Raw genomic sequence first — 23,468 nt, 5'->3', positions numbered from 1 at the left:
TATTTATCAACATTGCTCAATATTAGGACATAATATGGACCATATAGTTATCCTGGGTACGGCATATCCATACAGGGGCGGACTGGCTTCGTTCAATGAAATGCTGGCACGTACCTTTACCCGGAAAGGAAAGGACGTACAAATCATCACATTCAAATTACAATATCCCGAACTGTTATTTCCCGGCAAAACACAATTTTCCGACTCCCCGTCTCCTGATGACCTGCACATAACACGTATGGTCAGTTCCGTAAACCCGTTTAACTGGATACGCATAGGACGTTACATCAGGAAACAACGTCCCGATATGGTGATCCTTAAATACTGGACACCTTTTATGGCTCCCTGCCTGGGCACTATCTGCAGGATTATCCGGAAAAATAAACATACGGTCATCATATCGCAACTGGATAATGTGATCCCACACGAGAAACATTTTTACGATGGCTGGCTCACCCGTTATTTTGTCAGGACAGTAGACGGATTCATCTATATGTCCCGACAGGTAAAAGATGATCTGGATCTGTTCACTACCGGGAAACCTTCCGTATTTGCACCCCATCCGGTGTTCAGTAATTTTGGAGAAAAAGTGTCGAAAGAAGCAGCCTGTGAGCATCTGGATATGGCAACGGACCTTAACTACGTATTGTTCTTCGGCCTGATACGTGACTACAAGGGATTGGATCTGATGATCGACGCATGGGGTGAATTAAAAAAGAATGGGGTCACCCAGGGGAAAAAGCTATTGATTGCCGGCGAATTTTACACGGACAAAACAAAATACCTGCAACAGATAGAAAAACTGGGGCTGAATAATGATGTCCTGTTACACGACTGGTTCATCAAGGATGAAGAAGTAAAATACTATTTTTCGCTGGCCGATATGGTTGTACAACCCTATAAAAGTGCGACCCAAAGCGGGGTAACACAAATTGCTTACCAATTCGATGTTCCCATGGTTGTAACAGATGTGGGCGGATTATCAGAAATCGTTCCGGACCATAAGGTCGGACTGGTTGTCCCCCCGGATTCTTCTGCTATTGCACAGGCTATTGAAGAAATTTATTCCCAACATTATTTACCGGATTTTAGAGTGAACATGGAAACAGAGAAATTACGTTTTTCATGGGATTACTTTACGGGAAAAATCACAGAATTATACCAGACAATCACAGAAAAACCCCATTCGTAATTTTACGAATAAGTATCATTATATCAAAAAATATCTTATATTTGTTTGATTGTATCATAAGGAGATCATATTCTCCATATTTCGTCTTATGATGAGTAAAAACAGATTAAAATAGCATTAATAACAGGTACCTATGAAAAAGACGCTTTTTGTATTTTTTCTGTTCTTATTTGCCGGAAAGTTATCGGGACAGGATACGATCGTTATCATCACGGATAGTGATACACTGAGCTATCAGGAAATCGAATACCAGCCATTTCGTATTGGACTGAATATCGGAGGAGGATACCGGTTTGGAAAATCGTATGAAACCGGAAATTCAGGATTCGATCATCTGGCTGACGGAACCAAAATCGGATTCATTTTCGGAGCGGAAGCCACTTATTTCTTTTTCAATAACCTGGGATTAGGTCTCAGGTATAATTATTTCGGCTATTCCAACAATGAAGAATCCAATACCCTCAATTTCAAAACCAGCTACATTGGCCCGTCATTATATGGGAGGATCAAACTGGGAAATCCGAATATGTTCCTCGTTCCCTCTGTGGGAGCCGGTTATATGAGGGAGCGGCAGTCATCTACCTATGACAGCCAGAGTATCGATATAAAAGGAAATACGATTGGAATGATGGCTTCCGTCAGTTTTGATTTCAAGATATCCAACGGAGCTATCATTTCGATAGAAGCAGCTTATATGGGAGGATCATTGAGTAAATGGAAGGAAAAGAACGGAGGAAACTTTACCCTTCCGGATAACCAGAAAGAAGGATTATCACGTATTGACTTAAAAATCGGAATTAAATTGCTGCCTTAAGCCATCCAGAATTTACACTAAGACTACACTTTTAAGGTTGTTTGCAGTTCATTGTTCTGTCGATGTCTTTCCAAAGCAAGTTCCACCAATTGTGTGATCAGGTCGGCATAAGAAATACCTGTGCTTTCAAAAACTTTAGGATACATGCTGATCTCTGTAAATCCGGGCAGCGTATTCAATTCATTCAGCACATAAGTCTGGTCATTTCGCAGGAAAAAATCCACTCTTGCCATTCCTTTACAGCAGGTAACCCTGAACGCTTTTAATGCAGTCTGCCTAATTTCATCGGCTATCCTGGCATCAATTTCAGCAGGCACTCTTAACTTTGCTCCTTCGGCATCAATATACTTGGCTTCATAGGAATAAAAATCCTTCGTGGGAACGATCTCGCCGACGACAGACACCTGCAGATCGTCATTACCCAGGATCCCGCATTCCACTTCCTTACCGGTAACAGCTTCTTCAATCAGTACTTTATCATCGAATTTAAAAGCCATATCTATGGCAGACGTAAAAGATGTTTCATCCGTCACCTTGCTCACACCAACGGAAGAACCTGCATTGCAGGGCTTAACGAAAACCGGGAGACCGAGTTTTTCCGTTACCTTACCGAATGAGATATCATGACGCTCATTCCGGTATACAGTAATGAAATCTGCAACAGGAATACCGCTATCCCGCAACAATCTTTTGGTAACATCTTTGTCCATACAAACGGCCGACCCTATCACATCAGGTCCTACAAAAGGAACATTGAGTGATTTCAACAGTCCCTGAAGTGTTCCGTCTTCCCCAAAAGTCCCGTGAATGATCGGGAAAACCACATCAAAAGATAAAATGACCTGATGGGTATTTTTGTCCACCAAAACCGGCTTATTTTCAATGTTGTCAATCCGGACGGGAATAGCACTATTGAAATATTCTTCCACGTTAAAATCAGTATGGCTATGTATGGAATTATAGTGCCATACACCCGCTTTATCCACTCCGATAAGTATTACATCAAATTTCTTTCTGTCTACCGCGTGATAAATATTGGAAGCTGATCTCGCGGATACTTCATGTTCGGCAGATTTACCACCAAATATAATTGCTATTCGGGTCTTCATGTTTTTAAATACTCAGTGCTATTTATTATTTCCTTTAGTTACATTGTTCAAATTGGTTACGCTTATTACAGGTGACTTAATTTTATCCTTTACACACATCTACCCAATCCTTATAAGCAGAATATTTCTCCAGTTCGGGAATAGTTAATTCTATAGCACTGTTACTGCTACCACAGGCAGGAAATACGGTTTCAAACCGCTTCAGCGAAATATCGAGATAAACAACTACTCCTTTATTCACAGCAAACGGACATACACCGCCGATAGAATGCCCGATGAATTTCGATACCTCATCCGGTGAAAGCATCCTGGCCTTGGCATTGAACCTTGCTTTATATTTGGCATTATCAATCTTTACGTCACCAGCCGTCACAATCAATAAATAAGCATCACCCAACTTAAATGACAAGGTCTTGGCGATGCGGGCCGGCTCACAATCCAACGCTTTTGCCGCCAGTTCCACCGTTGCACTCGACACCTCAAACTCCTGCACTTTATCTGCAATACCATAACCTTCAAAAAATAACTTAACCTTTTCTATTGCCATAAAAGTATGTGATGAATATAAGTTATATAATAATGTCGGTGCGTGAACTTATCATCATTTTGAATATAAGATACTTATCAATCATCAATTATCAATTATCAATTATCAATCATCTCCGGTGTTCCCGGAAAAGCAATGCTGTCCCCTCGCCTTCTATTTCCACCATAAACTCTTCTCCCAAAGCCTCATTTAAAGAACCTTGCCACCACGATAAAAGCTTTTTCCTGACCAGCGGGTATTTTAATCCGTGAAAAGTAAAAACCGTATCTGTCTTCAGGGTAAAAACAGACACTTGCTGTCCGGCATAAGTTTCAAAAACAGATGTCCGGGTAAAAGGTACGAATACACCATGATTGGTGATCATTTGCACGTTCGTCGTCTTTATGTATTCGGTCAATAAAGAAATATTGGCAAGGGTATGGTCTTCCCTTTTACCAGTAGCTCCTAATATGGTAATATCCGTCCATTGATGGTCCCGGCAAAATTGAACTGCCTTTGTTAAATCGTTGGTCTCCTGGTCAGGATCCGGATACAGGCAATGTTGATAACGGATCCGCGTTTCTTTCGAAAGGCTGTCCAGATCTCCGATGATATAATGGGGTTCCAGTCCGAAATCAACTAAAGACTCCGTTGCTCCATCACAACAGATCAACTGTTCCGCTTCACGAAGAAAAAACAATGCCTCCGGATGTTCAGGAAAATCCCCATTGGCCAGAATTACCGTTTTATATGGATGTATGAAAGGTATAACAGCTAGGTCCGGCATATCAATTTCCAAATACCCGTCTCAATATATCTGAAACCTGTGCAGCAGGATCCTTACGTATTTTCACCTCCTGCTCTGCAATCAACGTCATCAGTCCGTCAATGGCCTTATCTGTAATATACTCATCCAGGTTGGGATTTTGTTTCTTCACTCTGGGTAATTTATTATAGGTGGTCATCAAAGGATTCCAGTAGGAAGTCACTTTCACTTTATCAATGGCCTCTTTAACAATGGGAGAAAATTTGCTTTTCAATGGCGTATAGGTTTTCTGTCTCAGGTACTGGGTGGCTGCCGTCTCACCACCATTAAGGATCGTAAGGCCATCCTGGATAGTCATTCCTTTTATTGCTTCGACAAACACATCAAGTGCTCCTTTTGCCGCCTCCTCAGCAGCACGGTTCATCGATTTTTCAAATTCGGCAATCTGCTTACTCATACCCAGTTTTGTCAATGCATCTTTCATTTTTTTTGCTTCCGGAGGAAATGGAATGAAAATCTCAGGGTTTTTGTAAAAACCATCCACAACCGATGCTATACCGACTGATTCGTTAGCCCCCAATGTCAAAGCTTCTTTCAGCGCTTCAGTTATATCAATATTGCTCAATGATGAACTCACAGAACTCTTTGAAGTTTGATTGGTTGATGTTGAGGCAGCTGTTTTTTTACTTTTTTTGGTCTGTGCCTGAAGACCAACAGTACACATACCGATAAAAACAAATGTTAAAATAATTAAGCGTTTCATTTATGTTATATTTAAGTTACAATATCTTATTTCAGATATACGAAAAGATCATATGAAAGTTTCAAAAGGACAGGCTATCTTCGTATCTGGCTGTCGGGGCAATATCCTGGGAAGCAAACAATTTTCTCTGGTATTTGAAATATCCGGTGATGGCAATCATAGCAGCATTATCTGTTGTAAAACGGAATTCTGGAATATATGCTTTCCATTGATTGATACGGGCTGCTTCTGCAACAGCATTCCGTAATCCGGAATTAGCTGCAACCCCGCCTGCAATGGCTATTTCCTTTATCTGGGTTTGCCGGATAGCTTTTTCCAGTTTATGCATCAAAATCTCCACGATGGTCCGCTGTAAAGAAGCGCAAAGATCTGCTTTATTTTTTTCGATAAAATCAGGATCCTCCTTCACCTTGTCCCTCAAAGTATACAGAAAGGAGGTCTTTAATCCGCTAAAACTGTAATCGAGCTCTTTTATACTGGGTTTACTGAAATGAAAAGCCTGACTGTTTCCTTCTTTTGCCAATCGATCTATGACCGGTCCTCCCGGATAAGGCAGCCCCATTACTTTTGCACATTTGTCAAAAGCTTCTCCTGCAGCATCATCTATAGTTTGCCCAATAATCTCCATGTCCAGGTAATCACGCATTACAATGATCTGTGTATGTCCTCCGGACACGAGTAAACATAAAAAAGGGAACCTGGGAAATTCTTTTTCTTTTCCTTCCTCCTGTATAAAATTAGATAAAATATGTGCATGTAAATGATTTACTTCTATCAGTTTAGCTCCTGTTACCAAAGCAAATCCTTTAGCAAAAGACGTACCTACCAATAAAGAACCTAACAAACCCGGACCTCGTGTAAAAGCCACAGCATCGATTTCTTTTTTTCCTATACCTGCCTGCCGTAAAGCTGCATCTACCACCGGAATAATGTTTTGCTGGTGCGCACGGGATGCCAGTTCGGGAACGACCCCTCCATATTGCCGGTGTACCTCCTGGGAAGCAATAATATTGGATAACATATAACCATCCCGGATCACTGCAGCTGATGTGTCATCACATGACGACTCAATGCCTAATATATGAATACTCATCTGCTTTTAAGAAACAATTAAACGTCCAAAGATACAACAAAAAGCCCCGCATTAGCGAGGCTTTTTATATCAAACAAATATCGGATTACCAACGTCTGTTTTGTTGTCTGTCACCATAATCACCACGGCCACCGCCACGATGATTATTATTTCTTGGTTTGTCTTCCCTTGGACGGGCTTCATTAACATTAATCACTCTGCCGTCATATTCGGCTTGATTTAACTCTTCAATTGCTTTAAGAGAAGCATCATTATCGGGCATCTCAACAAATCCGAAACCCCTTGAACGACCGGTAAACTTATCGGTAACTACCTTAGCTGAAGAAACTTCTCCGTACTCTTCGAACAACTGCCTCAAATCACCGTCTTCAACTTTAAAACTTAAATTCGAAATATAAATATTCATAAAAATAAAAAAATAAAAAAATAATACTTTTGGTTGAAAACAATGAAAAACAGTAGTACTCTGAAAACTATAATTTTTTTTATTCTCAAACAACAAGGCAAATGTAATGCATTATTCTTTAATAATGCTATTTTTAACAATAAAATTTTTCTTCTGGCACAAAATCTTATTTGGAAACCTTGATAATTTTAACTCCTTTGGGAGCCTTTACATCTGTTTTTATTTTCCCGCCGGCCTCTTTTTTATGGCTGATCTTTACCACTCCCTGTGGGGTTGGGAATGTCCCTTCCACCCATTCCAGGTCACCTAAATTCGGTTCGATACGTAATACCTTACAGCCGGGTTCGGCTACCTGTACGCCCAATACGTGTTCGGTCAGCCACGCTGTAGGCCCCGAAGCCCATCCATGACATAAACTATGACGAAGGTTCTTGTAACAATAGGCGCCAAAATCGGCATGAATATCTTTTTTACCTTCAGGAACGATCTCATCAATGCGGGCGGCATTTTTCGTCCAATCCAGGTCAAAATCCTCCCAGAATGAAGTAGCCCCCATATCCAGCATACCTCCCCAGTATTGGCTGATATTATTCATCGCAGCCTGATATTCACCGGCCTGCGCCTGTGCCTGCAGCATATAATAGCCATAAAAAGTAGAAAAATTCTTCGCTCCTCCAACAGCAATCACATCTTCATTCGCCTGTTTTGCTGTTATCATACCTGCCAGGGCCTGTAAGGATGCTGCCTGTTTCAGGTGATTATGAAAGGGTACTTTCTTCTGCATCTTTGCAGCCATATCCGCACATTTTACAGATAAGCCCTTATCTCCCAATACGGCACACAATTCAGATCCCGCCTGGAATGTCATCACCATTAATGCCTGTAATCCGGCATCTACACCCTCTTTATTCGGACTTGACGGCCAATCCAGAAAACGTCCGCCACCATCCAACTTTTCCTGTCCGGAATCATCTACTTTGGTAAACAACAAATTAAGCAGGCCTGTCAGATAGGTCTGTTGTTCTTTCAGATAATCCAAACTTCCCTGATAACGATACCAGTCACGATGAATGATCACCCACCACAAAGAATAAGAGCACATTCCATTCATCCATCCGGGAAGAGGAGTGATATCCCTGGCCAGATCCAGGCTTTTGGGCACCACTTCATTGTAACCGAATACGGAACTTACCGTCATTACTTCCGGATGTAAATCTCCCAACCATACCAGACGGTCGCGTTTTATCCCATCCCATAAATATTCCTGCATGTTCAGATGAACAGTATATGCTCCGGTCATCCATATCTGGTTCAATCGTTCATCATTACAACGAAATGAACCGAGGTAAGGAATATCCCGGTAGGCAAAAACAGCATTGATCTCTTTGAGACTCAGCTGCTGGTCCGGTTCCAACAGGTCAATACGGACAAAACGGAATCCGCTGTTTCCTATTTCGGCTACTCCCAACCAGGGTAATTCCATGGTAAAATCACGCATAGCATGATCATTAGTAGCACCCTGCTTGCCGATATCACTCATGGCTTCACTTACCGATTCGCCAAAACGGACGCGGATCTTTACTGGGGTTTGTTTTCCGGCAGCAGTAGTAACGAACTGTATACCACCCTGTATTTCTTTTCCGAAGTCAAGTAGAATAGCCGCGTATTCGTTTGTGGTACTGCGCATGGTACATACCTGCTTGTTGGTTAATTCACTTTGTCCGTTATTTCCTTTTTCCAATAACCCCTCAGGATTTGTGATCAGTTTTCCACCACCATCATTTCTCCATACAATGCGTTGTGGCGTCAGATAAGACCGAGCACGTGAATCGTGAAAAACCTTGCCGGAATACTCCTGTCCGAAAACCGGAGGAAGTTCCTGGGCATATGAAGAAAATAAGTGCAAACATGCAACAAAGAGAACGATATAAAATTTCATATTCATTAAAACATTTGATTTTGAGAGTGAATAAACAGGTAAATACCCCTAATCTATAATATCAAACAAAGAAAACCAAAAATACAACATATGAACCTATTCGCTGTTATTATTTTACGCAAACGATTGCGTGCAAGATGTCCTGAAAGTAAAAACAGGATTTGTCTGAAACCGGCAAATACATAGTCAATACGAACAAAAATATATATGCTCTCAACAAAGTCGGCAATTCATATGTTTATCATTTGAAATTGTACATTCCTCTATGGGAAAGACAAAAAAGTAGTACATTTGTACATCTTGAAATGACGTAATCCGACATGGCAAAACAAGCGAAAAATCGTATCAATATTGTATATTCCACCAATCCTGATTTTCAATATCAATTTGATGGAACAGACGAACAGGAAACATTACCGCCTTCCCGGCAGGATCTTCGGGTGATGCTGGACAGGAAAAACCGGGGCGGTAAATCGGTCACCCTGATTACCGGTTTTATCGGAACCAATGAAGATCTTGTTTCATTATCCAAAGAACTTAAAACCAAATGTGGTGTAGGCGGATCGGCAAAAGACGGAGAAATCCTGATCCAGGGCGATTTTCGGGATAAAATATTGCTGTTCCTACAGCAAAAGGGATATAAAGTGAAAAAGTCCGGAGGTTAATTTATACATTATATAATACACACATATTTTCTTATTTTGAGTACAGTATTAAGCGTAAATATCAATAAAATAGCGACCATCCGGAATGCACGCGGAGGAAACATCCCGGACGTATTACAAGTGGCCCTTGATTGTGAAAAATTCGGTGCGGATGGAATTACCGTTCATCCCCGTCCGGATGAGCGGCATATTCGTTACGATGATGTCCGTAACCTACGTGGAAAGCTAACCACTGAATTCAATATCGAAGGTAATCCCACAAGCTCGTTCATACAATTGGTTCTGGAAGTCAGACCCCATCAGGCGACATTGGTTCCGGATGCTGCCGACGCATTGACTTCGGATGCAGGATGGAATACCATCACTCATCAGGATTATCTGAAAGATATTATAAAGGAGTTGAAACAATCCGGAATCCGGACATCTTTGTTTATAAATGCAGATCCGAAAATGATCGAAGCAGCTGCTCAAACGGGGACGGACAGGATAGAACTATACACTGGCCCTTATGCCCACCAGTATGAAAAAAATAAGAAAGCTGCCATCACGCCATTTCATGAAGCTGCACTGGTTGCCAGGTCTCTTGGTTTGGATATCAATGCCGGACATGATTTAAGCCTGGATAATTTGTGTTATTTCATTTCCCATATTCCTTTTACCAAAGAAGTGTCTATCGGTCATGCACTAATATCCGATGCACTGTATTTCGGACTGGAGAAAACCATTAAATTATATAAAGAGCAAATAAGTATTGCATTGGATTACGATAACATGCACTCAATAACCGAAACAACTCAATAAAATACATACTTATGGTAGAGTTATCAGTCAAATATTTAGGATTAAATTTAAAAAATCCTGTTATCGCCGGTAGTTCAGGTTTAACTAATTCTGTTAATGGCTTACAAAGATTGGAACAAAGCGGGGTCTCGGCTATTGTCATGAAATCTTTGTTTGAAGAACAGATCTATCTTAACGCTGATTACAACATTCAAGAGGCGAAAAAGAACGGTATGGTGTATTTTCGGAATTCGGAAACATTTGATTATATAGATACCACAGTTAAAGAAGAATATCTGTCGAACTATCTGGATACCATCTGTGAAGGAAAGAAAAAAATACAGATCCCGATCATTGCAAGTATTAATTGTGTATCTGCGCATGAGTGGATATCATTTGCTTCAAAATTACAGGATGCAGGAGCAGATGCTTTGGAACTGAATATTGCCCTGCAGGGATTCAATGCCCGGTTATCTTCGGACGATATAGAAAAAAGGCATCTGGATATCATCCATAAAGTACGGGAAAAAATAAGTATCCCTCTTGCTGTAAAGATAAGTCCTTATTTTGCCGATCTTAGTCGTTTCATCGATCAACTGTCTGGTACCGGAATCAATGGGATTGTGATGTTCAACCGTTTTTTCAGTCCCGACATCAATATCGATGAAATGAAAGTAGAAGCAATCAATACATTCAGCACTCCTGCCGAATTATCCAATGTTTTGAGATGGATCGCTATAAAATCCTCTGATGTTTCCTGCGATTTATGTGCTTCAACAGGCGTACACAGCGGACGTGATGTCATCAAAATGTTATTGGTCGGCGCCTCAGCCGTTCAGATTGTCTCTACGCTATATAATAATGGTCTGGCCCATATTACGACCATCCTGGATGAAATCGAAAAGTGGATGCAACACAAAGGACTACATTATATTGATCAGTTTTCCGGAAAAATGAATCAGGTGGAAACCGATTCCCCCATGTCTTATGAGCGTATTCAATTCATGAAGTATTACTCACAACTTGAGGACGCTGAAAATGAATGAAAAAATATGTATCAGTATCGGTAATGTAGGGTTTAATACCTGTATGCAACTGGCTTCGGTTTTTCCACTGGTTGAGGTTCGTCTGGATCTAATGGACCTTGAACCGGAAAACATAGAATTACTTTCTTTACGTTGTCGAAAATGGGTGGCTACCTGTCGTCCGGGGAAGTATTCCGAACGTGAACGAACAGTTCAGTTATCCGCTTCCATCCGTTCGGGAGCTACTTATGTGGATATTGAATACGAATCGGAAGATACTTACCGGAAACCTTTGGTCGATCTGGCAAAAAGAATGGGATCAAAAGTGATCATCTCATATCATGATTTCGACCAAACTGCGAATACCAAATATCTTGAAGAAATAATACATGATTCGCAATCAAAAGGCGCTGATTTTGTTAAGATTGCAACATTCGCGCAATCATCCGGAGATAGTGCCCGGATCATGTCTCTTTATGAAAAACATGACCATCTGATCGCTTTCGCTATGGGCGATATTGGAAAAATAACAAGGATAGCCGCACCTATATTAGGAGCCGAATTTACTTTTGCATCGATAGATGAAACACATATCACAGCTCCGGGACAATTAACAGCCTCCCAGATGGAGGTAATGCTTCAGATACTGGAGACTTCACAATAAATAATCAATATTGTTATTATTAAATCATTGAATATGTTGCCACATATAAAAACGGTTTGGATTAGTTGTTTTCTGTTCTTTATCCAATTATTCGTTCATGCACAGGAACTTGACCTCCAATCTCCTATACCGGTCGATACTACGATACAAATAAAATCTCTTGATAACGGATTAAAATATTATCTGCGATACAATAATGTACCTGAAAAACGGGTAGAGCTCCGTCTGGCTGTGAAGGCCGGCTCCATATGCGAAACCGATCAGCAAAAAGGCCTGGCACATTTCGTAGAGCATATGTGCTTTAATGGTACGAAAAATTTCAAGGAAAATGAATTGATCAACGCATTGGAAGAGATGGGCGTAAAATTCGGCCATAATTTAAATGCTTATACCAGTTTTGACGAAACAGTGTACCAACTTCAGGTTCCGTCAGATCGTTCCGATCTGATAGATAAAGCATTCCAGATATTGGAAGACTGGGCGCATCAGGTCACTTTTGCCGACAAAGATATTGATGACGAGCGGGGTGTTATTGTTGAAGAGTGGCGTTTAGGACTTGGTGCGGATGAACGTATGTTTCAGAAATACTTTCCGGTAATATTCAAGGGTTCCCGTTACGCCGAGCGATTACCTATAGGGGATATGAACATTGTGAAAAATGCACCATACGAAGAACTCCGTAAATTCTATAAGGAATGGTACCGGCCCAATCTGATGGCTGTATTTGTTGTAGGCGATATGCCTGAAAAAGACATGGAAGAAAAGGTAAAAAAGCATTTTTCCGGATTGGGTAATCCTAAAAATGCTCCTGAACGGATTGAATATGAAGTACCTGACAATAAAGATCCGCTGATATCGATTGTTACCGATAAAGAAGCGACAGATAATGTGGTGCAGGTATTTATCAAACATCCGAAAAAAACTGAAACTATCCTAAAAGATTACCGGGATATATTGATTCAAAGATTGTATAATGGGATGATCAACAAACGTTTCGCTGAATTGAGACAGGATCCGGATGCCCCATTCACTTATGCCGGTTCATCATACAACAGCTTTATCGGCCCCATTGATGCATATAGTATATATGCATCTGCCAAAGAAAATGAGATTGAATCGACCCTTGAAGTATTGCTCATTGAAAACGAACGGGTAAAGAGGTTTGGATTTACCCAGGGAGAACTGGACCGGGAAAAACAGGCATTACTGGTACAATATGACCAGGCTGCAAAAGAAGCCAATAAAAACAGCTCCCAGAACCTGATCGATGAGTATGTACGTAATTTTACTGAAAAAGAACCGATTCCCGGTATCCATGCAGAAAATACATATGCCCAAAACTTTATTCCCGGAATAACACTGGAAGAAATCAATCAGCTGGCCCATCAATGGATCACAGACAGTAACACATGCGTGGTGGTTATGGCTCCTGATAAAGATGGCATTCAAATACCTTCAGAGGAAGATATAAAAAGAATCCTGGTTGCCTCAAAACAAGCAGATATCACTGAATATGTGGATCATGTACTGGATGGGCCCTTACTTTCTGAGGAGCCTAAGGGAAGCCGGTTATTTCGTCGTAGAGATAATCCAGATTTCGGACTGGTAGAGCTTATCTTCATGAATGGCGCACAAGTTGTTTTAAAGCCCACCGATTTTCAAAATGATCAGATAGTATTTGCTGGGTTCAGTCCTGGTGGAACTTCTATATATACCGATGAGGATTACATGTCGGCGATGATGGCGGCAGGAATTATTTCCGTAAGCGGATTAGGTGAGTTCGATCAGATTTCCCTGAACAAAAAACTTTCAGGAAATACAGCCAAGATTTCTCCTTATATTGCCGAATTATTTGAAGGTGTCAACGGGTCGACAGCGCCAAAAGATCTGGAAACGATGTTGCAGTTGAATTACCTTTACTTTACAAATATCCGCCGGGATGAAGAGGCTTTCAATGCTTATATATCACGTATCAAAAACCAGGTCAGGAATATGAAGAGCAATCCTGTTTATGCTTATCTGGATACCCTTTATAAAGTAGCCTCAGAAGATAATCCCCGTGTAGTCACTATTCCGACTGAAAGCCAAATAGAACAGATCAACCTGAACAATGCCATGTACGTATTTCAGGATAGGTTTGCCGATGCCAGCGACTTTAAATTCATCATGGTAGGTAATTTCAAAGTGAATGAAATCATTCCCATGCTCGAGAAATACATAGGTGGACTTCCTTCCAGAAAACGGATTGAATCCTGGCGTGACGTATCTCCTTCATTTCCTTCAGGCATCACAGAAGTGGAATATGCTAAAAACTCGGAAGAACAAAGCCGTGTAAATATATTGATGAAGGGTGGTTTTGAATGGAAATTTAAGGAAAGGTTGCATTTTGCCATCCTGACTGACATACTGAATATTAAATTACGGGAATCCATGCGCGAAGATCAGGGAGGTGTCTATGGGATACAATTGTCCTCCAACGCAAGTATTTATCCTAACCCAAGATATTCGATGGAATTTGTGTGGGGGTGTTCTCCCGATAATGTAACTCAACTGATCAACACAGTGTTTGAAGAATCAAATAAAATAAAAGCCAATGGACCTACAGTTACCGACTTGAACAAGGTAAAAGAAACACTGATACGGGAACGGGAAACCATCATGAAAGACAATTCATACTGGCTGAGTATTTTGCAAAATGTTTATCGCCAAGGGGATAAACTGATGACGCTGGATGAATATAAAAAAGTGATCAATGCTGTGAAAATAAAGGACATCAGGAATGTCGCCCGTAAATATATTAAAGATGACCACTATGTAGTAGGTAAACTGATGCCTGTACCTTCTGCAGATGATCAGCAATAAAATGAGGCTGTTCAAAAAGTCCAAAACAACCAACGGCTTAACCTTTAGCTCGACGAAGTCAACTTAGCGCAACCCTTCTCAACGAAGTTAATTACAAATTAAGCAGAACGCTAGTCCTTATAAAATAAGCAGATATTGTTGAGCGGAACCGAGTTTACGAGTTCACTGAAAGTAATTTGTAATTACTTGTGTGAGGGCTTCGCCTTTCCGCTCTAAAAAGACAGCCTCATTCCGGAAAATCTATTTTGAAATAGCAATTCCTGCCCAGACTGCTGCAAAACCGGTCAAAATACTGATGACGGTATAAAAAAGAGCTGTCGACCACAGGTTTGCTGTCCGGATCAATTCTACGTTTTCAAGGGAAAATGCGGAAAATGTGGTAAATCCACCACAAAATCCCACCAACAACAACCATCTGAATGAATGATGTATGGTTGAATTCTCCACCCAGCCAAATATCAGGCCGGCAATGAAACAACCCAGTATATTGACCGTAAATGTGGCCAATGGAAATGATTTCTGAAAGAAATGAGTGATAAAAATGGTGGAAAGATAACGCAACATACTGCCTATTCCACCCCCTAATCCAACCAACAATACATTTTTTAACATTCGTATACTTTATTATTCTTCTTTTCCGGGAATTTCTTTGGTCATTCTGTAACTGGTCATATCTATGCCCATATAAACCGACTGTTCAGCCAAGGTAGCATAACCTTTTTTTTCAAAGAATGGCCTGGCGGTAATGCTAACTTCCGTAATCACCTGTTTGATTTTATTCCTCCTTGCATATTTTTCGATACTTTCGAGTAACATAGAGGCAATTCCCTGTTGTTGTAAATCTTTATGTACAAACAGGGAATGTAAATATCCTTCAGGTGTTATAGCAGCAAATCCTGTAACTTTTCCCTGACGTTCGGCAAGAATAAAGTGCTGGTCACCAATTTGCTCTTCCCATACGTTGACATCTTTTCCTTTATCACACCAATATTTAAGTTGTTCAGGGGAATAATCATTCTTATTTACAGTCAGAATCGTATTCCTATATAAATTTTTGATGGCCTTGACATCTTTTTTACCAGCCTTCCTGACCGATCCTACTTTTACTTTAGGCGTTTTGGGTAGTTCCCGGAACAATCCGTTAAAATAAATCTGGGCGGCTTTCCATTTTTCAGGATCAATACTGTATTTGATCCCCGGAGAAGTATTGGCCTTTTGAATCAGGCCAGCCTCTTTCAGTTCATTTAGGTGTTGTGACAGTGTACTTTTGGCCACCGGAAGGCTTTCTGCCATTTCACTGTGTGTACATTGTGCCTGTGTAGTGAGCATTTGCAATATTGCGATACGGACGGGATGTCCTATAGCTTTGGCATAAAGTGCTAATTGTTCCTGATTGTTGGTAAATTCTTTTTTGGCCATAATGACTATTATTTTTCATTCGTAAAAATACGAATTTTTATTAATAAGCATAAATTTTAGTAAATATTTTTCAACCGGGTATTTAAAGCCTTATTTATCAGGCGTATTTACCGGGCATACATTAAAGTAGCCCAAGGCATGAAACCAGCTTCAACACCCTCATTCCTTGTCTTTGTATGGATAACCTTACCTGTATAAAGCATCTCTAATCCCTTTCGTCCGTTATAGTGACGATAGGCCAATTCATAAATGGGAAGGTACTTTCCCCTACTGGTGGAAGATATTTTTGTTCCGAACAGAGGTTTTCCGAAAAAAGTAATATACTGTTCATAAGGTACCTCGTCACCAAGCATATACTTTGCCGTATATTCATATCCTTTTGCCAGGGTATTGCCGAACGCAGAATAAAGATCATACCCCTAATTCCATGCTATTTCGCAGGTATTACACAAATACGACAAGCCCATTTGAGTATGTGTCTGATCCCTGCCGCTTTCCTGACATTGTCCCGTTTCAAGAAAATAATGTTTCAATGAACCGTTGGTTTCGCCATCCAATATATGATGATAGGCTCTATCAAAGATATCTTTTCTGTCGGTGAAAATACCGATACACATCATGGTCTGTGCGATAGCGGCATCCCAATTCCCGTTATTCCGGGGAGTAAATTTCTCAATCACCGGATACCATTTTTCCAGGATCATCTTCTCAAAAATTTCCTGATCACCCTTTTTCCAATCCTTATAGGTATACCTGATTATTTCCGCAGCATTCAGGTATTTTATACCGGCCACACCTATCTTTAATTCTTTATTGTGGTTGGTCACCGAATCGAGTGTATTTGACCATGCATTCAATATTTCAATGGTCTTTTGTGCATACTCTTCGATTTCTGTGGCATACCATTGCAGGGCCATTGTATAAGCCGCATTTCCATCATGATAAAACTCGTTACCACCTATATTGGGACGATTGTACGGACCACAGGAAATATGCGGCACAGGATGCGGCTCCAGTGACAATAACGCCAGGTCAGAGTCAAGCAGTTGTTGCCATGCACTCTTCCAGGGTTCCCTGTTTAATTGTGTATTGGCTTTAAAAGCATCCAAGTCGGCTTTGGTATGTAACATTCCGGGATGTATGAACTGTGCATTCAATAAGGTAACCCCTGTCAGAAATATGGAAAAAAGGATAATTTGCTTGTTCATTTACATTTTGTTTTTAAAAATGAGGATTTCATCAATTAAGCATTATTCTGTAATAGAAATAACTAATGTAGCTCTCGATTCTCAATTACTCGCTGACGCTCACGAGACCGGCTATCGCCTAAGTTCTTGATTTTTTTTGTTTATAAAGTTTGAAAGTCTGAAAGTTTTTCATTTGTCATTCAAAGTTCATTGTTTAAAGTTCATCATTCATTCTCCATTCTCCATTCTCCATTTTCCATTCTCAATTAATACAGTACGTATCCTGCTATGCCTGAAGCAATGATCACAAAAATAGGATTTGTTTTAAACCTGAAGGTAATGATAAATGCCACTGCAAAAATAAGGATGCTTTTGTAATCCACAAAGTTATCCCTATTGACCAGTAACAATGCAGCAGCGCCAATGAGGCCGACTACTGATATTTTTATCCCATCCAATGCCATTTTTACATATACATTGTCCCGGAATACAAAAAACAGCTTACATATGGTTGTCATTATAATCAATGGAGGCAAACAAACAGATACAGTACAGATTACAGACCCAAGAACAGTCCCTGTTGCCGTATAGCCAATATAAGTAGCAGTATTGAATGCGATAGGTCCGGGAGTTGTTTGGGATATAGCCACAATATCCGTGAAATCGGATACGCTGATCCACTGATGAACATCCACTACTTCATGCTGTATCAATGATAACATGGCATATCCCCCGCCAAAACCGAATAGTCCGATTTTAAAAAAAGTGATAAAAAGGCTGATATATAGTTCCGTATTTTCCATTTAGGGTCGATTCCTTTCTATCCTGTTTTTCTGATAAACTCCATAGGCGACTCCACCAATGATGGATGCAATGATCACATAGACCGGGGACACATGTAACAACCATACCAACAAGGTTGCTGTAACAGGAATGATTACCGTCTTTAAGGTAATACCCGCTGTTTTTCCCATTTTCCATAAAGGAGCAGCAATCAATGCCACTACTGCCGGCCGTATCCCTTTAAATATCCTTTCTACCACCGGATTATTCTTAAAATCGACAAAGACTACCGCAATCAACAGAATAATGATAAAAGATGGTAAAATGACACCCAGACTTGAAGAAACGATACCTTTCATTCCCCGGGTCTTATACCCTACGAATATAGCTGTATTCAATGCTATAGGACCTGGTGAAGCCTGGGCCAGGCCAAGCATTTCAACAAATTCTTTTTCCGGCAGCCATTTCTTCCTGTCCACAACCTCCCTCTGTATCAAAGGTACCATGGCATATCCTCCACCTAAGGTGAAAGAACCTATTTTGAAAAATGACCAGAATATCTGGAAAAGAGAAGGCATTATCAAGCAAATTAGTCAGGCAATGCAAATTTAGCAAAATATCATCATGATCATGATGAGGTATCTTGTTTAACAGAAAAGGTAAAAACCGTTTTCCCGGATATTTTCAAAAGAATGTGCCCCCTTAATATTTTCCCGAATCATCCATTTGTTTTGCTTGACCTGGATCTCGCTATCCACCAGTATATCAACCGGAACAATGCAATCAGGATATAGAAAGCTATTGTAAGTAGAAATATGGTGAAGAATTGTGTATATAATTCCCGGAAATCGGTATCATAATAGATGATGGCGAAAATATTCATACTCACCGCCAACAGGAAACTGATCAAAAGGTATTTTATTTCTCTTTTCTGTTGTTTTACCGTTACCAAAATATCTTTCATGATGTTGCAAAATTTAAATAAGGAATTTTATATTGATCAGGAAACTTGACAATACATTGTTCTTCCATAGCCTGTATACCCAATAAGGCCAGTACTGAAGAATAGTAGGCTTCTTCTACCAGATTTTCAGCTTTTTTCCCGGTGATTACTGCATGGCAGAATGCCTCCACGAGTTCCAGCGAACCGTCATTCATGGCTCCTACAGAAGAAGCGCCATCCGTTTTGGAAACTTTATCCATAATGAATTCACCCTGGTAAGCCAGAGCCGTTTCGGGTACCCAACTCGGACCTGCAAAAGCTACATTATCAAATATATTATGTTCTATCTGATTGATCAGTTGCAGTATTCCCGGTGCCGGCTTTACATCTTCAAAATAATATTTCCCTTTTTCCAGTTCCATAGTTCCCTTATGTCCCAATATCTGTTCTTCCAGGCCATTGAACTTATTGGATATAATGGATTCATAAGTCATATTTACGCCATTGCCATAGTGATAAATGAGGCTGACGTTATCATATACTTCACGACCGTCTTTCCAGAATACAATGTCTCCGAAACCCATTACTGTCTCAGGGATCATTTTTAATACCCAATTTCCTACCTGAAGCTGGTGAGTGGCCAGTTCTGTCATCAATCCGCCTGAATATTCCTTATACAAACGCCAGTTTATCTTCCGTTCAAGTGAAGGATGATCCACTGAACGGCGCCAATCGTTATTACGGAACCAATAACATCGCATCCCTGTAATATCCCCGATGATTCCAGAATGTATCATCTCAATCGCTTTCAGGTATTTAGGATCAAATAATCTCTGTTGACCGATATACAATACCTTTCCGGAGTCCATATAAGCATTGTACATGGCCAGGCAGTCATCCGGAGTATTGGACATGGATTTTTCGCAAAATACATGCTTACCGGCCTTCAATGCATCAATGGTAATATGTGCATGTTCATAAAGAGGGGTAGCGATCAATACGCCGTCAATATCAGACAATTCCAGAAGGTCATGATAATTAGAGAAAGATTTAGCCTTCGGACATAAAGCCACTGCATTCTGGAGATGAGGGGCATAATTATCGCAAATCGCTATAATTTCAACATTTTGAAGCGTCAATAAGTGATTAATATGGTATAGTCCACGGGAACCGGTACCAATAATCCCCAGCCTTGCTTTTTCCCCTTTTACTTCTTTTTGTGCTTCGGATGTACATGAATACAACCATGGGAAAGCGCTGATCAGGAGACTGCTTCCACCCATGAGACCTATTTCTTTAATAAAATTCCTACGTTCCATTTTTTGATCAAAAATTATTGCAAATTAAATGTATAAGAAGCTGCACCCGGGAAATTTGCCTGTATTTTTCCGACAGATTCACTGTCTGCCACCATCAATGCCGTAGTCAACACTTCAGCATCGATACAGTTTGTACTAACTACGGATACCATTTTCTTCTCAGATATAAATACTCCCGAATGAGGATCAATGATATGATTTTTGTGTTGTGAAGTATTTCCGGATGTGGATAATGAATTACCTGATAATTCAAATATTTTCAGTTGAACTTTCGGTTGGAACGGATGCTCAACTCCGATATTCCAGGATTTGCCGTGTGGATGGCTTCCTACAGCCAATACGGAACTATTTCCGAAATTGACAAGAGCCTGCCGGATATCCGAATCAAGAAATATTTCCTGTATTTTCTTTAATGCATATCCCTTGGCATATCCGCCCAGGTCAAGAGATATTCTGTAACCGTCAAAGAATACCGAATGATTTTCTTTATCGAAGTAAAGCCTGGTATAATCAGATAATGTGATATCAAAATATCCTAAGGTTTGCTGATGATATCGTCCCGTATCAAGCAAAATACGCCATAACTCATCGCTTACTTTTACAGGATAGATACATGCATTATTATTGATATAGGATATCTCACTGGATGTATCAAACCGATTAAGCATATGATGCAATCGCTTTATTTCCAGAACTATCGCATCCCAAACAGATGATACTACCTCTTCTTTTCCTATCATCAATGCATCCAATCCTGTTCCCATAATATTTAACAGGGAACCGTGAAGCATATTCGATTTCTTATAATAATAAGTGTACGACATTTTCTACTGGCATCAAACTATTAAGCAAATAACATTGCTATCTCTCAGGCGTTTGATGTAATTATGATTTATATTATAACCCACACCGTGTGCGCACACGGAATAATAGCTCAAAAGTAAAATATTTCTTTGATATCGAACAGGAAAGAGTGTTAAATAATGTTAATGTATTGATTTTATGAACAATAGCATATTGTTATCCAAAAAGCATCATCCATCATTTCTTTTTGAATAGAAAATCAAATCCAGAAAATTCAGATATCATTATTTTTTATCAAACAATTCCTGCAAATCCCATAAAGGCCATAGCCAATATGCCTGCTGTGACTAATGCAATAGGTACTCCTTTCATTGCTTTGGGAATAGATACCAATTCCATTTGTTCACGGATACCGGCAAAAACCACCATGGCTAAGGCAAATCCAAGAGCAGTAGCAACGGCATATACCACACTCTGCATTAAATTATAGTCTTTTTGTATGACCAGTATGGCTACCCCTAAAATGGTGCAATTGGTTGTGATCAACGGAAGAAATACACCTAAAGCCTGATACATGGAGGGACTCACCTTTTTCAGGATAATTTCTACCATTTGTACCAATGCCGCAATAACCAGAATATAAGTAATGGTTTGTAAAAATTCTATTCCCAATGGTTTGAGAATATATGTCATTATTAAATAGGTGAAGATAGTAGCGATCGTCATCACAAAGGTAACCGCACCGCCCATCCCGGCGGAAGTGGATATCTTATTGGAAACGCCCATGAAAGGACATATTCCCAGAAATTGAGCCAATACAATGTTGTTGACAAAAATGGCTGATATGATGATTAAAATATATTCCATGGTAAAATTTTAATATTTATCCGGTTAAACTTTTGTCTTTCTGAAACGATTAACGATAACGATCAGGTATCCCAGGGCGATGAATGCCCCCGGTGCCAGAACGAATATCAGGATATTCATGGTTTTTGGCAGAAGCTGCAACCCGAAAACCGACCCGCTACCCAGTATTTCCCGTATGGATCCCAATAATGTCAATGCAAAGGCAAATCCTAACCCGATACCAGCACCATCAAGCAATGAAGGCAACACTTTATTTTTGGCAGCAAAGGACTCGGCACGTCCCAGCACAATACAGTTAACAACGATCAATGGTATAAAAATACCCAACTGGTCATACAGGCTGGGTTCTCCATTAGGACCCGGTGCATTGACATAAGCAGCCATCAGCATATCCACGATGGTAACAAATGAAGCAATGACCACAATATATGCCGGTATACGCACCTTATCGGGAATTACCCCTGCAATCAATGATATCGCGACATTGGATAACATCAACACGAAAGTAGTGGCCAACCCCATACCTAAGCCATTCATGGCAGATGTGGTAGTAGCCAGTGTTGGACACATACCCAATACCAGCACAAAAACAGGATTTTCTTTTATTAAGCCTTTACTGAAATTAGCCCAATGATTCATATCTTTCTATTTTCAAATTAATTCAATCAAAAATATCCGGTTAGTTGGAAAATTTCCCAGCTTTATCCAGCGTTTTATAAGCACGGTCGACAGCATCCGAAAAGGCACGGGAACTGATGGTAGCAGCCGTGATCGCGTCTATTTCACCACCATCTTTTTTTACACTTAAATTATGGTTACCGGGATTTTTTCCGTTATACTGGTCTTTAAATTCAGCATCCACCATTTTTGTACCGAGTCCTGGTGTCTCTTTTTGCTCCAGCACCGATATATTGATGATATTTCCTGATTTGTCGAATCCTACCATCAGCCGTACTAAGCCGCTGAATCCTTTCATGGTCCATGTTTTCACAGCAATACCCTGTAATTCACTATTTTTAATAGCAGGATAACAGGTCAATGATTCTCCGCTATCAAAACTTTCCAGTTCATAAGCTTCAGCAAAGGGATCATTATCATAATCCGGGGATACCGCTTTAATGGCAAAATTTTGTTTGGCAGCTTCAGCAGCAGCCTTTGGTCCTTTGGTCAGTTCGTACATAAATCCCAGGGATGCAGAAGCCACTGCAGTAATCACCAGTAATGTGACGACCATATTCAATAAAGTCGATTCTTTTTTAGCCATTTTTCACCTCCTTCCCGAAACGACCGGGTTTGATGTAAGTATTAATTAAAGGAACAAATGCATTCATAATCAGTATCGCAAAAGACATCCCTTCCGGATAGGCTCCAAACACACGAACAATCACAGTAATAACTCCAATGCCTATACCGTAGATGATCATCCCAAGGCGGCTCATAGGAGATGTAACATAATCCGTAGCCATAAAAATGGCACCTAACAGCAAACCTCCTGTTAAGATATGAAAAACCGGACTTGCATTTACTTCAGGATTTACCCAC

27 protein-coding genes and 1 pseudogene are annotated in these 23,468 nt (G+C 40.2%); 7 read left to right on the top strand and 21 right to left on the bottom strand.

The window, feature by feature from the left end; translation table 11 throughout:
* Nucleotides 1-34 precede the first annotated feature (34 nt).
* Both LBQ60_14500 and LBQ60_14495 read left to right on the top strand, forming a co-directional pair.
* Nucleotides 35-1,192 (top strand): glycosyltransferase, encoded by a 1,158-nt coding sequence (locus LBQ60_14500; GenBank protein MDR2039130.1) that lies wholly within the window; start codon nucleotides 35-37, stop codon nucleotides 1,190-1,192.
* A 133-nt stretch (nucleotides 1,193-1,325) separates the two neighbouring features.
* The gene (locus LBQ60_14495) at nucleotides 1,326-2,006 is read left to right on the top strand and encodes a porin family protein (protein MDR2039129.1); all 681 of its coding nucleotides are present in this window, start codon (nucleotides 1,326-1,328) and stop codon (nucleotides 2,004-2,006) included.
* Nucleotides 2,007-2,029: 23 nt separating this feature from the next.
* Here the strand turns inward: LBQ60_14495 and ddlA are convergent, their stop codons facing one another.
* The 7 genes from ddlA to LBQ60_14460 form a co-directional block, all read right to left on the bottom strand.
* Nucleotides 2,030-3,115 (bottom strand): D-alanine--D-alanine ligase, encoded by a 1,086-nt coding sequence (gene ddlA, locus LBQ60_14490; GenBank protein MDR2039128.1) that lies wholly within the window; start codon nucleotides 3,113-3,115, stop codon nucleotides 2,030-2,032.
* Nucleotides 3,116-3,197: 82 nt separating this feature from the next.
* Nucleotides 3,198-3,662, bottom strand: coding sequence for a YbaK/EbsC family protein (locus tag LBQ60_14485; GenBank protein MDR2039127.1), 465 nt, complete (start codon nucleotides 3,660-3,662; stop codon nucleotides 3,198-3,200).
* A gap of 109 nt (nucleotides 3,663-3,771) precedes the next feature.
* A complete protein-coding gene (locus tag LBQ60_14480; protein ID MDR2039126.1) occupies nucleotides 3,772-4,428 on the bottom strand; it encodes a thiamine diphosphokinase in 657 nt (218 codons plus the stop codon).
* Between the two features lies 1 nt (nucleotide 4,429).
* Entirely contained in the window at nucleotides 4,430-5,170 is a 741-nt protein-coding gene (locus tag LBQ60_14475; GenBank protein MDR2039125.1) for a DUF4197 domain-containing protein, read from the bottom strand.
* A gap of 61 nt (nucleotides 5,171-5,231) precedes the next feature.
* Nucleotides 5,232-6,263: a tRNA (adenosine(37)-N6)-threonylcarbamoyltransferase complex transferase subunit TsaD gene (gene tsaD, locus LBQ60_14470; protein MDR2039124.1), complete on the bottom strand. Its 1,032-nt coding sequence runs from the start codon at nucleotides 6,261-6,263 to the stop codon at nucleotides 5,232-5,234.
* Between the two features lie 85 nt (nucleotides 6,264-6,348).
* The gene (locus tag LBQ60_14465) at nucleotides 6,349-6,669 is read right to left on the bottom strand and encodes an RNA-binding protein (GenBank protein ID MDR2039123.1); all 321 of its coding nucleotides are present in this window, start codon (nucleotides 6,667-6,669) and stop codon (nucleotides 6,349-6,351) included.
* A gap of 166 nt (nucleotides 6,670-6,835) precedes the next feature.
* Complete coding sequence (locus LBQ60_14460; protein MDR2039122.1) at nucleotides 6,836-8,608, bottom strand: alpha-L-rhamnosidase; 1,773 nt, start codon at nucleotides 8,606-8,608, stop codon at nucleotides 6,836-6,838.
* A gap of 320 nt (nucleotides 8,609-8,928) precedes the next feature.
* Here LBQ60_14460 and LBQ60_14455 point away from each other — a divergent pair, with 320 nt between their 5' ends.
* From LBQ60_14455 to LBQ60_14435, 5 genes are read left to right on the top strand one after another with little or no spacing between them, the layout of a single operon-like run.
* Complete coding sequence (locus LBQ60_14455) at nucleotides 8,929-9,273, top strand: translation initiation factor (GenBank protein MDR2039121.1); 345 nt, start codon at nucleotides 8,929-8,931, stop codon at nucleotides 9,271-9,273.
* 36 nt (nucleotides 9,274-9,309) lie between these two features.
* Nucleotides 9,310-10,074 carry a pyridoxine 5'-phosphate synthase gene (locus LBQ60_14450; GenBank protein ID MDR2039120.1) on the top strand — a complete coding sequence of 255 codons (765 nt, stop codon included), beginning with the start codon at nucleotides 9,310-9,312 and terminating at the stop codon, nucleotides 10,072-10,074.
* An 11-nt stretch (nucleotides 10,075-10,085) separates the two neighbouring features.
* A complete protein-coding gene (locus LBQ60_14445) occupies nucleotides 10,086-11,099 on the top strand; it encodes a dihydroorotate dehydrogenase-like protein (GenBank protein MDR2039119.1) in 1,014 nt (337 codons plus the stop codon).
* Entirely contained in the window at nucleotides 11,092-11,742 is a 651-nt protein-coding gene (locus LBQ60_14440) for a type I 3-dehydroquinate dehydratase (GenBank protein MDR2039118.1), read from the top strand. Before LBQ60_14445 ends, LBQ60_14440 begins: the two co-directional genes overlap by 8 nt.
* Before the next feature lie 33 nt (nucleotides 11,743-11,775).
* A complete protein-coding gene (locus LBQ60_14435; protein ID MDR2039117.1) occupies nucleotides 11,776-14,604 on the top strand; it encodes an insulinase family protein in 2,829 nt (942 codons plus the stop codon).
* 240 nt (nucleotides 14,605-14,844) lie between these two features.
* On the opposite strand, the gene crcB is transcribed toward LBQ60_14435, so the two are convergent.
* The 14 genes and pseudogenes from crcB to LBQ60_14365 form a co-directional block, all read right to left on the bottom strand.
* Entirely contained in the window at nucleotides 14,845-15,216 is a 372-nt protein-coding gene (crcB, locus tag LBQ60_14430) for a fluoride efflux transporter CrcB (protein ID MDR2039116.1), read from the bottom strand.
* A gap of 12 nt (nucleotides 15,217-15,228) precedes the next feature.
* A complete protein-coding gene (locus LBQ60_14425) occupies nucleotides 15,229-15,741 on the bottom strand; it encodes a GNAT family N-acetyltransferase (protein MDR2039115.1) in 513 nt (170 codons plus the stop codon).
* Nucleotides 15,727-16,023, bottom strand: a pseudogene (locus LBQ60_14420) (winged helix-turn-helix domain-containing protein). Before LBQ60_14420 ends, LBQ60_14425 begins: the two are co-directional and overlap by 15 nt.
* Before the next feature lie 107 nt (nucleotides 16,024-16,130).
* Nucleotides 16,131-16,376 (bottom strand): hypothetical protein, encoded by a 246-nt coding sequence (locus tag LBQ60_14415; protein ID MDR2039114.1) that lies wholly within the window; start codon nucleotides 16,374-16,376, stop codon nucleotides 16,131-16,133.
* Nucleotides 16,377-16,442: 66 nt separating this feature from the next.
* Entirely contained in the window at nucleotides 16,443-17,231 is a 789-nt protein-coding gene (locus LBQ60_14410; protein ID MDR2039113.1) for an alginate lyase family protein, read from the bottom strand.
* A 245-nt stretch (nucleotides 17,232-17,476) separates the two neighbouring features.
* Entirely contained in the window at nucleotides 17,477-18,013 is a 537-nt protein-coding gene (locus LBQ60_14405; GenBank protein MDR2039112.1) for a chromate transporter, read from the bottom strand.
* Nucleotides 18,014-18,571, bottom strand: coding sequence for a chromate transporter (locus tag LBQ60_14400; GenBank protein MDR2039111.1), 558 nt, complete (start codon nucleotides 18,569-18,571; stop codon nucleotides 18,014-18,016).
* A gap of 140 nt (nucleotides 18,572-18,711) precedes the next feature.
* Nucleotides 18,712-18,957, bottom strand: coding sequence for a hypothetical protein (locus LBQ60_14395; protein MDR2039110.1), 246 nt, complete (start codon nucleotides 18,955-18,957; stop codon nucleotides 18,712-18,714).
* Nucleotides 18,954-20,255: a Gfo/Idh/MocA family oxidoreductase gene (locus LBQ60_14390; protein MDR2039109.1), complete on the bottom strand. Its 1,302-nt coding sequence runs from the start codon at nucleotides 20,253-20,255 to the stop codon at nucleotides 18,954-18,956. Before LBQ60_14390 ends, LBQ60_14395 begins: the two co-directional genes overlap by 4 nt.
* Nucleotides 20,256-20,269: 14 nt before the next feature.
* Complete coding sequence (locus tag LBQ60_14385; protein ID MDR2039108.1) at nucleotides 20,270-21,079, bottom strand: FAD:protein FMN transferase; 810 nt, start codon at nucleotides 21,077-21,079, stop codon at nucleotides 20,270-20,272.
* 274 nt (nucleotides 21,080-21,353) lie between these two features.
* Nucleotides 21,354-21,926 (bottom strand): electron transport complex subunit RsxA, encoded by a 573-nt coding sequence (rsxA, locus tag LBQ60_14380; protein ID MDR2039107.1) that lies wholly within the window; start codon nucleotides 21,924-21,926, stop codon nucleotides 21,354-21,356.
* 24 nt (nucleotides 21,927-21,950) lie between these two features.
* The gene (locus LBQ60_14375) at nucleotides 21,951-22,565 is read right to left on the bottom strand and encodes an electron transport complex subunit E (protein MDR2039106.1); all 615 of its coding nucleotides are present in this window, start codon (nucleotides 22,563-22,565) and stop codon (nucleotides 21,951-21,953) included.
* Between the two features lie 40 nt (nucleotides 22,566-22,605).
* Entirely contained in the window at nucleotides 22,606-23,190 is a 585-nt protein-coding gene (locus LBQ60_14370) for an RnfABCDGE type electron transport complex subunit G (GenBank protein ID MDR2039105.1), read from the bottom strand.
* A partial coding sequence (locus tag LBQ60_14365; protein ID MDR2039104.1) for an RnfABCDGE type electron transport complex subunit D occupies nucleotides 23,183-23,468 on the bottom strand: 286 nt, incomplete at its 5' end. The genes LBQ60_14365 and LBQ60_14370, both read right to left, overlap by 8 nt.

Source organism: Bacteroidales bacterium (genome assembly GCA_031275285.1).
Lineage (GTDB): Bacteria > Bacteroidota > Bacteroidia > Bacteroidales > UBA4181 > JAIRLS01.
Note: the sequence above shows the minus strand (reverse complement) of the source record. Positions and strands in the feature narration are given on the sequence as shown.